Source organism: Pseudomonas sp. IT-P12 (assembly GCF_949767465.1).
Taxonomy (GTDB): Bacteria; Pseudomonadota; Gammaproteobacteria; order Pseudomonadales; family Pseudomonadaceae; genus Aquipseudomonas.
Window position 1 is genome coordinate 193009 of sequence record NZ_CATKPY010000024.1, and the last position, 12831, is coordinate 205839.

8 protein-coding genes are annotated in these 12831 nt (G+C 62.0%); 1 reads left to right on the forward strand and 7 read right to left on the reverse strand.

Going from position 1 to position 12831, the window contains the following annotated elements:
• Positions 1–25: 25 nt before the first annotated feature.
• The 4 genes from ACM6IM_RS21785 to ACM6IM_RS21800 all read right to left on the reverse strand — a co-directional run bounded on the left by ACM6IM_RS21785 (position 26) and on the right by ACM6IM_RS21800 (position 4165).
• The gene (locus tag ACM6IM_RS21785) at positions 26–2155 is read right to left on the reverse strand and encodes an autotransporter domain-containing protein (RefSeq protein WP_414866288.1); all 2130 of its coding nucleotides are present in this window, start codon (positions 2153–2155) and stop codon (positions 26–28) included.
• 241 nt (positions 2156–2396) lie between these two features.
• A complete protein-coding gene (locus tag ACM6IM_RS21790; protein WP_414866289.1) occupies positions 2397–3068 on the reverse strand; it encodes a GNAT family N-acetyltransferase in 672 nt (223 codons plus the stop codon).
• A gap of 17 nt (positions 3069–3085) precedes the next feature.
• Complete coding sequence (locus ACM6IM_RS21795; RefSeq protein ID WP_414866290.1) at positions 3086–3532, reverse strand: GNAT family N-acetyltransferase; 447 nt, start codon at positions 3530–3532, stop codon at positions 3086–3088.
• Between the two features lie 9 nt (positions 3533–3541).
• Positions 3542–4165 carry an FMN-binding negative transcriptional regulator gene (locus ACM6IM_RS21800; RefSeq protein WP_414866291.1) on the reverse strand — a complete coding sequence of 208 codons (624 nt, stop codon included), beginning with the start codon at positions 4163–4165 and terminating at the stop codon, positions 3542–3544.
• A 90-nt stretch (positions 4166–4255) separates the two neighbouring features.
• Here ACM6IM_RS21800 and ACM6IM_RS21805 point away from each other — a divergent pair, with 90 nt between their 5' ends.
• Positions 4256–5791, forward strand: a complete 1536-nt coding sequence (locus ACM6IM_RS21805) for a PLP-dependent aminotransferase family protein (RefSeq protein ID WP_414866292.1) — start codon at positions 4256–4258, stop codon at positions 5789–5791.
• A gap of 12 nt (positions 5792–5803) precedes the next feature.
• Here the strand turns inward: ACM6IM_RS21805 and ACM6IM_RS21810 are convergent, their stop codons facing one another.
• The 3 genes from ACM6IM_RS21810 to ACM6IM_RS21820 all read right to left on the reverse strand — a co-directional run bounded on the left by ACM6IM_RS21810 (position 5804) and on the right by ACM6IM_RS21820 (position 12812).
• The gene (locus ACM6IM_RS21810; protein WP_414866293.1) at positions 5804–10372 is read right to left on the reverse strand and encodes a hypothetical protein; all 4569 of its coding nucleotides are present in this window, start codon (positions 10370–10372) and stop codon (positions 5804–5806) included.
• A gap of 173 nt (positions 10373–10545) precedes the next feature.
• On the reverse strand, positions 10546–11583 hold the full coding sequence (locus tag ACM6IM_RS21815; protein WP_414866294.1) for a histone deacetylase family protein: 1038 nt from the start codon (positions 11581–11583) through the stop codon (positions 10546–10548).
• Between the two features lie 236 nt (positions 11584–11819).
• Positions 11820–12812, reverse strand: coding sequence for an AraC family transcriptional regulator (locus ACM6IM_RS21820; protein WP_201191331.1), 993 nt, complete (start codon positions 12810–12812; stop codon positions 11820–11822).
• Between the last annotated feature and the right edge of the window lie 19 nt (positions 12813–12831).

The following is a 12831-nucleotide window of genomic DNA, read 5'->3' on the forward strand; positions in this document are numbered from 1 at the left end:
AAGGCAACATGCTTTCAGGCAATGATCAAAACGCCAGCTGCCATTGCCCCATGACGCCGTAGTTACGGGTGTCACTGCCTGTTTCGCTGGTCAGCGCCAGCCCCACGGTTTGTTGGCTGGACAGCGCCAGATCGACGCCGGCATCCAATGCCAACAGGCTACGATCTCCCGCGTTTGCCGAGACTTCAAAGCGCTTGCCTCCCTTGACCAACTGCTGTTGCGTGTCGCTCTGGAGGTCGCCATAGGTGTGTTTCCAACCCGCGCTCAAACGTGGTGTCAGCTGCATGCCGTTGTCCAGGACGTTCAGTTTGGCAACACGCAGGCCGAAGGTGCTGCTGAAGTTATCCTGGCTTTGCCCACGGACTTTCAGCGCGGCGTCCCCGCCTTTCTCGGTGTAACTGTCGCGCTCGTATCGCTGATAGCCGAGGTTGGCGAATGGCTCTACGGTCAAGCTGCCACGGCCGACATTGAGGCCTGTCTCAATAAATGCGTGCTGGGTACTGGCGTCGTGACGACCTTTGAGGCGGTCGCTGAAGCCGTTGAACGCCATTCGGCGCTTGGTGGTGGCATCGTGGCTGGCATGGGTTGCGCCCAGGCGCAGCGCGAAGGGGCCGTCCTGGCGTACGGCATAAACACCCAGATGCCAACTATCAAGCCTGCCGTCGAATTGTCTGGCGTCGAATTTTGTCTCTGAGCGGCCGCCGAGCACGCCGACATGCCATTGCTCAGCCAGGCGCCAATCGGCGCCCAACACCAGACCCTGAGTGGAATGCTTGAGCGGGTCGTCGAAGTGGCTCTCGACCCTGCCGCTGTTGCCAAGCGCCTGAATCCACACGCGGCTCTTATCGTTGCGGGCAGCAATCTGTGGTGCGTTGTTCATTGCACTCCCGCTCAACTGACGCATCGCCGAGAGCATGCTGGCGCTGACCGGGCTGGCACTGTCCCGGGTGGCTTTGGCGAGGTGGGCGTGTTGACTGGCCGTCAGTTGTTCAATGGCCGCGGAAGCATCGGCCATGTTGCTGCCAAGCAACGCACGGACTGAGCTGTTCGCTTCAGCAGCTTCAGGTGTGTCGACGCTGCGGGCCAGCGCTTTTTCGTTGGGTGATTCGACCGTCTCTTCGATGGCTCGGCTGTTGCGCCCATAGCTCACAAAGGCTTGGGTTTCGTTGCGGCTCAGGGTCGGTGTCAGGAATGCGAGGTTGCTGGTTACGGCGCCAAACTCGCCTTCGATCTTTCCTGCATTTACCAGTACATGCTCGGTCCTGGTCGCGTAGTTTCCCGGCATTGCAGCAATGTGTACCTGTGCGTCGCCCAAAGACGCGGTGCCCGCAACCGAAATGGCGGATGGGCCTTCGGTGGGTGATACGGCATAGGTCACGACCGCACCCTTGTCCAGCACCAGATCGCCCGCGATGACCGGGGCATTGTTCTTCGACACAAGCAGTGCACCCTCCACATAGAGGTTTCGCACAGAGCCAGGACCACCATACATGGCGCGCGGGTAGACGTGGGCATCGCCGTGAATCGACCCCTGGTTGAACAAGGAAGCCCCCGCCAGGACGTGTGCCTTGCCTTCGAACGAATGATCAAGTGTCCAGTGGCCACGGGCGACGCGCATCTCGCCAAAATTATGGGTTTCCCCGACGCTGCCTCCGCTTCTGGCATTGAGCAGCAGAACGTTGCGCCCGGCGCCGCCGTCCAGTTGGCCCTTCCAGGCAGCCCCCTTGTTGACGACCAGCAGGTCGTCGACCTCCCGTAGCTGCAAGCTGTCGATGGGCGCTGAGACCAGCGTATGTTGAGTCGTCCAGGCGTCCTTGAAGGCGCGGAAAGGATCTTCACTGTCCGGGTATGCCTTGGCAGCCGCGACGTCAAAGTCCAGGGCGTCATAGAAGTCATCGCCGAACTCGACCTTCTGCACTTCAGGACGTGGGCTGGCGGGAGCGAGAGGGGTAATCGGGCCGGGCTTCTTCACGCCCACAACAATCTTGTTCGGGGCGGCAACAGGCTTTACGGTCTTCTTGCGCGCTTTCGCCGGCTTCGCGCCAGCACCTGGGCGCGCCGCCGGCTCTTGCGCCAGAGAAAACTCCGAGTAGCCAATGGCGAGAGCGACAGACAGCACAAGGTGTTTCAGTCGGTAGGTAGGTTGAACGGACATCGATACGGGCCTCTTTTACGGGAGGCCAGAACTCTAAAAGTGGGGTCGATGTGAGCGATGTCAGCTCGTTCCGGTGGGCTCGCACGTAGCGTCGGAAGATGTGCGGGAAAAACACTGGCGGGGGTGGCAGGACAGGTCTTTTGCCGATGTTGCGTGGGGACTTTTGCCTACAGTAAAGTCTGGGATCGAGCGAAGGCCAAGGGAGTATTAGGTACGCCCTCGGCACATGCGCATCGGTGAGTTATTCCCGACACTCCACCAGCGTCTTCACCTGTCCCGATCCTGCCTGATTCTCATCGCTCAACCAGCGCTCGAAACCTGCGGCCACAGCCGGCCACTCCGAATCCACAATCGAATACCACGCGGTATCGCGGTTCTGGCCCTTGACCACCATGTGCTGGCGGAACACCCCTTCGAAACTGAAACCCAGGCGTTCTGCCGCGTACTTGGAGCGGGCGTTGCCGTTGTTGCACTTCCACTCCAGGCGCCGGTAGCCCAGGGCGAACGACTCTTTCGCCAGCAGATAAACCGCCTCGGTGCTTTTCGGTGAGCGTTGCATCGGTGCGCCGAAGGTCACATGGCCGATTTCTATACGGCCCTGGGACGGGACGATCGACATCAGGCTGAGGATGCCTTGCACGTCGCCGCTGACGCGATCGATCACGCTGAAGAAGTAGGGGTCGCTGTTGGCGGCGTGGTTGTTCAGCCAATCATTGAAGGCACTGCGTTCCGGGAACGGGCCGTAGGGTAGATAATCCCAGAGTTTCGGGTCGGCGCCGGGACCTTGCAGGGCATTGAACAAGGCGTCGCCGTGCCGCGCCGGGTCGAGTTTTTCCAGGCGAATGAATCGCCCCTCGAGGGTTTGCACGGTGGGGGCGGGGACGCCTTTCCAGTCGGCGAGTGAAGTCGACATGCTGTTCTCCTTGAACCTTAAATGGCTTTGCGAAACTGGATGAAACCGGGGCGTTCGGCGATGCGCTCGTAGAGCTGGATCGCGGTGGCGTTGGTCTCGTGAGTCAGCCAGTGGACTTTGTTGCAACCGTCGGCCTTGGCCGTGCTGTAGAAGAATTCGATCAACCTGCGCCCGACGCCCGTGCCACGGGTGTCGGGCGCTACCAGCAAGTCTTGCAGGTAGCAGGCGTTTTCGATGGCCCAGTTGGAACGATGGTAGATGAAATGCACCATGCCCACCGCCTTGCCATCGGCCCAGGCCAGCGCGGCGTGGGTCGGCTCGTTTGGATCGAGGAAGCGCTGCCAGGTGCTCTGGCTGACGGCATCGGGCAGCTCGGTATTGTAGAAGCGCAGGTAGGCTTGCCACAGCGGCAGCCACGAGGCGTGATCGTCGGCGCTGACCTGACGGATTTCAATCTGACTCATGTTCGTTCCTCAAGGCATCAAATGGGCAAGGGCGCGGTCCTGCGCGTCCGGGCTGGCGGCAAGCCCTTCGCGCACGCCGGCCATGTCTGCGCTGCTGCGGTTCTGGCTGAGTTTGCGCTTGCCTTCCAGGCGCTGGATCGGCAAGGCGAAACCGACAATGGCTTTGAGCATGCCGTCGATGTAGTCGGCCGGTGCATCGGCGACTTTCCAGGGTTGAGCACGGCCGGCTTCATGGCGATCGGTCAAGGCGCTCACCAGATCGAGCAGCGGCTCGGCGTCGGTGATCACCTGTGCGGTGCCGTAGGCGTGCACGGCAACGTAGTTCCAGGTCGGAACCACTTTGCCGTGTTCTGCCTTGCTGGGATAAAACCCCGGGCTGACATAGGCGTCGGCACCGGCAAAGATCACCAGTGCCTCGGCGCCTTCCTGCAGTTCCTTCCACTGCGGATTGGTCCGGGCGAAGTGGCCATACAGGGTGCCATTGGGACCTTCGTCCGGGCGTAGCAACAGCGGTAGATGGCTGGCCTGCAAGCCCTGCGCGCCGTGGGTGACGACCATGGCCAGGCGCGTGTCGAGCATGTGCTGCTGCATCTGCTGCAAGTCGTCGATGGCAAAACTGCGTGGCGTGTACATGGAAATATTCCTTGGCGAGTGCTTGCATCCTAGGCAGGCTATTGGTCTGTTGTAAGAGCCATTAATGACCAATTTCATAGGTCCATTAGCATGACGACTGCGCCGCTTTCCTTATCGTTCAACCCGGCGGGCATTGAGCTCGACCGCCGCCACGGCCTGAGCCGTCAGCTCTATCAGGCGTTACGCATGCGGGTGCTCGACGGTCGATTGGCCAGCGGCACGCGGTTGCCGGCCAGTCGAGATCTGGCGGCAGCGCTGGCGATTTCGCGCAACAGCGTGGTGCGGGCCTACGATCAGCTGTACGCCGAAGGCTTCATCGAGGGCCGTGTCGGCGACGGCACTTACGTGGCGCAACTGCCTCAGGCCAAAAAACTATCCACAAAAGTATCCACAGGCTTTTCAACAAGGTTATCAACAGCCTTATCCACAAATTGGCTTGATTTGCCTGTGATTTCATCCAGTAAAGTTATCCACAGTGGCGCGCTGGGTCGGGTTGAAAAGAACCATTTGGCGCTGCCGCCAAGCGGTCCGCCACGGGCGTTTCGGGTGGGCGTTCCGGCCTTCGATCTGTTCCCGTTCGAGGTGTGGGCCAAGCTGAATGCGGCTTTCTGGCGCAAACCGGATCTGCGCCAGCTGTGTTATGGCGATCCGGCAGGCGACGAGCGATTGCGTGAGTTGATCGCCGCGTACCTGCGCAGTTCCCGAGGCATGCAGTGCACGGCTGAGCAAATTGTGATCACCAGTGGTGCACAGCAGGGCATCAGCCTTTGTGCACAGTTGCTGGTGGAGCCGGGGGACGGAGTGGCGATCGAAAATCCCGGGTATCGGGCAGCCGGTCATGCCTTCGCTGTGGCCGGCGCACGCCTGCATGGTGTGGCGGTGGACGGCGAGGGCATCGATTGTCACGAACTGGCGTCGTATGGCGATTGCCGCCTGGCCTATGTCACGCCTTCGCATCAGTACCCCACGGGCGTGGTCATGAGCCTGGCCCGGCGCCTGGAACTGCTGGCCTGGGCCGAGCGCACCCAGGGCTGGATCGTCGAAGACGACTACGATGGCGAGTATCGCTACACCGGCGCACCCCTGGCACCGTTGGCGGCCCTCGATCGGCAGGGACGGGTGCTGTATGTCGGCACGTTCGGCAAAGTTGCCTTTCCGGCCTTGCGCCTGGGGTATCTGGTGTTGCCGCCAGGGTTGGTGGATGCGTTTTCACAGCGGCGCGCGGTGGATGTCCGGCATTCGGAAGTGAGTACCCAGGCGGTGATGGCCGAGTTCATGGCCGCCGGGCATTTTCAGCGGCACATCCGCCGGATGCGCCGCGCCGCCCTGAGCCGGCGCAATGCGCTACTGGCCGACTGGCCAGGCGACATACCCGGCATCGGCAGCCTGTCCAGTGTCGTGGCCGGGCTGCACCTGACGGTTGCCGTCGATTCACAGGCCCGCGAGCAAGCGTTGGTCGAAAGCGCCGCCAACGTCGATGTCGAGATCAACGCGCTGAGCAGCTACTGGTTGCCGGACTCGCAAACGCCGTTGGACCAGCGTGCCGGGCTGGTCCTGGGTTTCGCGGCGGTGCCGGAAGCCGACATCAGGGCTGCCGTGAAGCGGTTGAAAAAAGCCTGGCGCTGATGCCCGGGCCGTTCAACTTTTCGACGTGGAAGGCTTGGGCGCAGGCAGGAACAGCGACCGGGCCAATGGCGGGCTGATTTCGCTGCGATAGATCTCGATGATCTCGTTGTTCGACGAGGCCTTTCGCAGGTCAAACCCTCCGCCCAACTTGCGTTGCACGGCGGTTTTCAGGTGGGCTGCCGTGTAGCCGTCCACCGGGGTGTCGATCTTCGGATAATGAAAGTGCGCGTACCAGAGGGCCGCGCCTTTGCTGGGCCCGGGCTTGGTCGCGGTGTCTCGCACGCGAATTTCGTACTCCTCGAGAAAGTCCTTTTTAATCCCCTTGAGCCGCTGCCGGCCAGGGATCCTGACAATTTCGACCAGGCCCTGAGCATGCAGCCATTGCACCCTGGCCGCGGTCGGGGGTTGTCGTTTGATCATGTTGATTCGGGCAAGGCGTCCCTGTTCATGAAGGGCGGTTGCCCCGTCGTTGAGCTGCCTGGCCAGATTGACGGCCGACACCGGGCCGCCGTCCGTGGCGTTCAGGTCGGTCAGCGCCTGTTCGATGATATCGGCCGCTTCGGTCATCCGCCGTGCCTGTTGATTGAACAGTTCCTCGATTTCCACGGGAATGCGTCCGGCCTGGTTGGCGTGGCTTTCGGTTCGACGGGTAAAGGCCGGCAGTTGGTCGAGCAGCGCCTGGCCTTGCTGAAGGCTGTTTTCCAGGGGCGGGCGGGTCGCCGGCGCGGGGCGTGGAGCTACATGTTCCAGCCAGTTGCCTGGGGTTTTCTCATGAAACGTCGCGATGACCTTGCCGGTCAGTGGCGACGTCACGTCAAACAGGTCCAGGTCCTCGCCCGCCGCTCGCGCGCGCGGGGTGCCGAACACGGTGCCTTTGAAGCGGGTCTTGATGATGCGCTGGCGTGGCGTCGCAGGCCGGGATGGCCCGGGCGTCGGTTCAAGCAATCTGCGCTCCTGCAACAAGGCGGCGAGTTGCGCCTTGGCGGGTTCGTTGAACGCCTTGATTCGTTCGCGCATGAGTGCCAGTGGCGCGCTCAGCAACTGTTCCGGGAATTCCTGTCCCAGGTCGGCAATTCGCTGGTCGAGGTTGGCGAATTGCTCCACCAGGTCGTTGAAACCGTCGATGCGGTCCAGCAGCTCCAGTGCTTCGCCGTCGGCGGCAAGGTCCAGAGACGACTGGATGGTGAGACCGGCGTCATCGACCAGTTGCTCCATGGCCTGGCGGGCAGGCGCGAGGTCCACCGCCGCGCCGTCGTTGAGGCAAAGCTCCTGGGCAATGCTGATCTGGAACAGCTTCAGGTCCTGCAGGTTGAAGCGCGGCAGGTGCGTCGCGTAATCCCGGCCAATTTCGCTGGCGTCCTTGCCCAGTCGGGTCAGTTCATCGATCCGGGCCTGGGCGAATTCGATCCGGTCGATGAATTGCTGCGTCATGTCGCTGGTCGATTGATGCGTCTGGCGCGGCGTTTGGGTGCTCTCGACCGTTTCGTTGTCCAGCAGTGCAAGGGATTGGCGCATGCGCTGGCTGAATGCGCGATCCTGCCGGGCAAACCACTTGCGGGTCAGCGCCAGCTGCAGGTCCAGGCAACTGACCAGGACCGGGCGATAATTCGGAATGGGCTCGAGGGCGTTGAACGCCTTGAGTTGTTCGATGTAGGTGTTGTAAGCCGCCAGATGTGAATCCAGGGTGTCGATCAGGGCCTGGTAGTCATCGTCCGTGGCGGCTTTTTCTGCACGCTCGAGTTCCTCTTCCAGCGCCTGCTTTCGCCCATCGAACGCTTCGAGCTTCTGTCTCAACTCTGCCTTGCGCTGCTGGTTCTGGCGCACGAGCGCCTGCCGGCGACCGCCACCGCGCAAACGCAGTCGCAGGTCAACGAACCATTCCCCCCTGGCCGAGTGCACCAGCAGCGGCCCTTTGATCGCCGGTGTTTTGCGCGAGTCGACGATCTGTACATCCTCGTTGTCATTGAGCATGACTTCGAACCAGCGCTCACCGACTTTCGCGTACCACTGGCTGCCGAGGCCCCGCAGGTATTGCCGGGGGCCGGCGTCGAGCGATGGCGCCTTCAGGCCAACCGGCTCGCTGATGCTCAGCGCGTCGAGCAATGTCCCCAGGCTTTTGGCAGGTAATGCGCCGAGGCTGTGCAGCGTGGACTCATGCGCAGCCGGCGGCTGGCTCGAATGCCAGTCGGGCAGGCGGGTCACGCTGGATTTCGGACGGGGTAAGGCCGGGGCCTCCGGGCGCAGGGCCGGGTGTTCTTCGGCGGTTCGTGCGGAGGGTTTCTCGCTGGCGGCTTGATGGGCGATCACCATGCCGAGGGTCAGCAGCAAGTCGGTCATGGCCGACCAGGCGCCCTCCGTGTCGTCATTTTCCCTGGCGTCGGTGGCCTGCTGCAGGTCATCCATGATTTGCCAGATCCAGGCGGCGGTGCCCACGGTACGCCCGAGAAACGGCAAGGCGATGTTGAACAGCATCCACGCGCCTTGCTTGAGCGTTGCCCAGCGCGCTTCGGCGTTCGACACCGATTGGCGTTCAGCCAGGGTGATCATCGCGTCGGCGTTCGCCTTGAACAGTGCGGCAAGGGGTTCACTTTCCAGCGCGGTCGCGCTGAACGCCACGTTGGCCATCCTGCCCTGCAGCGACGTGGGCTCCACCAGCCACTGGCCGATGGTCCAGACGGACGGCAATTCGCCGGGGAAGGCGTATTGGGAATAGTTGAAGCGCACGCCGTCCGGCAGCCACGCCAGGACCGATTGGCGCAGCGTCTTGCTGTGCTTGATCGCATACAGCAGATTCGCCTCCCCCGGGTATTGCAGCAACGGGTGGTCGAGCAGCGGTCGGTATAACAGGCAGGGGCCTTTCGTCGCGAGTCGCGGCCCGATCACGAACATGTTGGCCACTTTATCCGCCGTGCTTTGGGTGTTTTCGCCGTGGACGAACGCCAGCGGGCGAATGACGATCTCCAGCCCGTCGACATAGCGGTTCGCCGGGTTTTCCTGCATGACCGCGAGCACATACTGATAGCCACGCTCGTCGATGCCCGCCTGGTTACGGAGCTTGTATTGCAGCGCTTGCAGCGGCAACTGGATGCGCAGATGACGGCTGTACAGGTTTTGCCGGCGTTCGGTTTCCTGCGCGTCACTGAGCAACTTGAGTTTGATCAGCGCCGGGTAGGTCTCGCCGATGTTCACCTGGGTCACCAGTTGTTCCAGGTACGCGGGGGTCATCCAGTCCGGCGCCGCCTCACCATGGGTCAATCGTACCGCGCGGTTGCCGGTCGGCAGGCCGATCAGGTTTTGCAGCGCCAGGTCAACCAGCGACAGGGTGAGGGTCTGGGTTTGTCCGGGCACGATGAAGGTCCCGTAGATGACCAGACTGGTGATGCTCAGTTCGATATCCTCGAGTTTCAGGGCCGTGGCGGTGGGGTGATCCTTGAGCATCTGTTTGCGCAGGCTTTGCAAGGTGAACTCGCGCAGCGATGGCACACCGTCGAGGAAGGTTTTGCCGGCGTCCTGTTCACGCAGACTGGCGAGGTCCATCAAGTGCCGACTGTAGCGAGTGAGGTCCGCCGGTGAGCCTTCTTTGAGCCAGTTGGGCAACAAGGTCTGGACCTTGCTGAAATGCGACGACGGTGCTTCGTGCGAGGCCTTGAAGTTTCTGGGATGGGCAGGCTTGCCGAACGAAAGGCTGGGCGATGACTTGCCTTGAGCCTGATTCAAGCCACCGATGGCTTCGATCTCCAGTGCAATCAGGGCACAGGCCTGGTGGTGGAAAAAATGGCCGTCGGGTTCATACAGGCGCCATTGCAGGTCGGCTCCGCACTGCAGTTTTTCAGCCAACACGTCAATGGAGTCATACCGTTCGAAGCCCTGGATGATGGAGTGCGTCAGCACAAAGGTACGCTCGCCGAGTGTGCCTACGAGCACCGCGAGGTCCATCATCCGCCAGTGATTGCTCACCCCGTCTTCGACGACGTCGACATCGATCAGACAGGCCTTGATCCGGTATTTGTCCCCGGCGCGTCGGGTGACGCGATCCGGCTGGCTGAACACCGCCTGGGCGATGGCTTTTTCGTCGTCACTCCAGGTCAGTGCCGGATCAAGGTTCCAGATGTCTTGCAGGGACCGCGAGAGCTGATGCCAGCGCGGGGTCGAGGGCCCGGTCTCATGGTTCCAGTAATCGAGCTGTTGCTGTTGATAGGCGTTGAAGAGCAGGGGTGAAAGTGAATTGATCAAGTGGCCGATCGCATCGATTTTCACCGCCAGTTTCACCATCGGTTCGTCTCCCGGGTGCAGGGTCAGGAAATGTTCGCCATCGATGTAGTTCACGCTCGACTGCGAATAAGCGACGCGTACCAGCACGTTGGTCAGGGTCTCGAACTGGTTTTTCCCGGGGATCACGCGGTCTTCGGTAATGATCCAGGTCGGGGTGACCACGGTGGCGAGCGTCGGGTTGATCTTGAGTTGCGGATACAACGCGGCCAGGGCAGGGCGCAGGACATTCGCCGCGACTTCACTGATCGAAGGGCCGGTGACCAGTTCGGTCAGTAAATCCAGTTCTTTCTGGAAGGTGGTTTCGGACATGCGGGTCTCCTGAATGTGCGAGCGGCTGTAGAGGGCACAGCGCTGGGTCGGGAGACGTTATCGGGCCGTCACCGCTGCCTGGCGGTAGATAAATACCGCAGGCAAAAAAAGACCCGCGGCTGGGCGGGTCTTCGGTTTTCGCGTGGTACGAACGTGGGGGCTGGTGCAGCGGGTTACTGCCCCCGAGCGCGTTCGAAGCCTTCGAGCACGTTTACGGCATTGATCCCAATTTCCTCGACCGCATAGCCGCCTTCCATCACGAACAGGGTGGGCTTGCCGAGGCCGGCGATGCGCGCGCCCATGGCCAGGTAATCCGGGCTGTCGAGTTTGAATTGCGAGATCGGATCGTCCTTGAACGTATCGACCCCCAGGGAGACCACGATGACGTCGGCGCCGTAGCGCTCGATCTCCTTGCAGGCCTGTTCCAGTGCGGCGCTCCAGGTGTCCCAGCCGCTGCCGGCGGGCAATGGATAGTTGAAGTTGAAGCCTTCGCCCGCGCCGTCGCCCAGCTCATCGTCAAAGCCCAGGAAAAACGGAAATTCGGCTTCCGGATGGCCGTGGATCGAGGTGAAGAGCACGTCGTTGCGCTCATAGAAAATCGACTGCGTGCCGTTGCCGTGGTGATAGTCGACGTCGAGAATCGCAACCTTCCGGCGGCCCTGATCGAGGAACGCCTGGGCCGCGATGGCGGCGTTGTTGAGGTAGCAATAACCGCCCATCACATCGCTGGCGGCGTGATGTCCCGGCGGGCGGCACAGGGCGAAGGCACTATGAGCGCCGCCCTGGATGTGTGCCTGTGCAGTCAGCGCCACTTGTGCTGCGCTGTATGCCGCTTGCCAGGTGCCGGCGGTGATCGGGGCGCCACCGTCAAAGCTGTAGTAGCCGAGCTCGCCGTGCAGGCTTTTGGGCTTGATCGCGCGCAGGGTGCGGGCCGGCCAGGTGTAGGGCAGCAAGTCGCCGTCGGTGTTGAACTCGGTCCAGCGTGCCCAGGCGCCTTTGAAGAAATCGAGGTACTCGCGGCTGTGGACGCGGGCAATCGGTTCGAGCCCGAAGTCCTTGGGGGCTTCGACGGCGCCAAGGTTCTGGTTCCTGACCCGTTGCAGAACGTGGTCGGCGCGCGAGGGCATTTCGAAGCAGGGCTTGAGTTGACCGTCGATCAATTCGCAACGGCCGTGGTGCAGGTGATGATCATCCGAATAGATCGTCAGCATTTCTTGTTCTCCGCAGGCTGATTCGGTTGAACACAGTCTTGCGGTGCCGGCAGGTTTGGAAAACGGCAGGAAAGGCCAAAAGGGGATGGATATGGCCAAAACGTCTGACCGCAATTCGCCCCTTCCCTCGGCGTTCTTTAGGCCACTATCGCGAGCAGGCTCGCTCCCACAATGACCGCGCCGCCCCTGTGGGAGCGAGCCTGCTCGCGATGACGGCATCTCAGGCAATCGATCCTTCAGGGCCGAAACTGACTCGGCGCCACCCCGCTCCAGCGCACGAAGGCGTGACGAAAACTCGCGGTCTCGCTGAAACCCAGCGCCTCGGCGATCCGGTAGATCGGCATCTGATCCTCACAGAGCATTTGCTTGGCTTGCTCGAAACGCAATTCGTCGAGCAATTCCTGATAGCTGCAGCCCATGTCCTTGAGATGCCGGCGCAAGGTTCGGGTGGAGCATTTCATCTGTTCGGCCAGGCCATCGAGGCCGGGTGCCGCATTCAGCTGCGCGCTGAGCAGTTGGCGAATCCGCCCCAGCCACGCCTGGCGTCCGGTGAACTCGGTGTTCTGCTTGCGGCAACGTTCGGCCATGGCCTGATGGGTGATGACGTCGGCCAGCGGCAAGGGTTGGTCAAGCCAGCGCTTGTCGAAGGCGAAGGCATTGTCGTGGGCGCCGAAGCTCAGCGGGCACTCGAAGTGATCGGCGTAGGTCGCCCGATAGTCGGGTGCGGCATGTTCGAAGCGCGCGGCCCGCAGCGGCAGCGGATGACCGAGCAGGTCGTCGCAGATGACTTTCAACGACACCAGGCAGAATTCGGCATTGAACACGGCCATGGCCGGGCTTTCGCGGTAGTCGGCGGCGGCGAACCAGACATGCTCGTCGTCTTCCTCCAGGCGCAGCTCGAAAACTGTTCCCAATAGCGCCGGATAGCGCATCGCCAGGCGCAAAGCGTCACCGAAGGTGGCACTGGTGAGCAGCGCATAACCGAGCATGCCGTAGGACGAAACGTGCATCCGCCGGCCCAGTTCCAGGCCAATGTCGCGCTTGAGCGCCACCGCATTGGCACACACCTGCATCTCCTGGTTGGTGGTGATGCGCGTGTCGGCCCGGCTCAGGTCGGCGGTGCTGATGCCACTGCCGGCCAGCAGCGCCTCGCTGGACAAGCCGTCGGCCTTGAAGGCGTTGAGCACCAGGGAGACCGCGTTGAGGGTGGTGAGGTGGGAGTGGAGCATGGTGGCTTCCAGCCTTGGA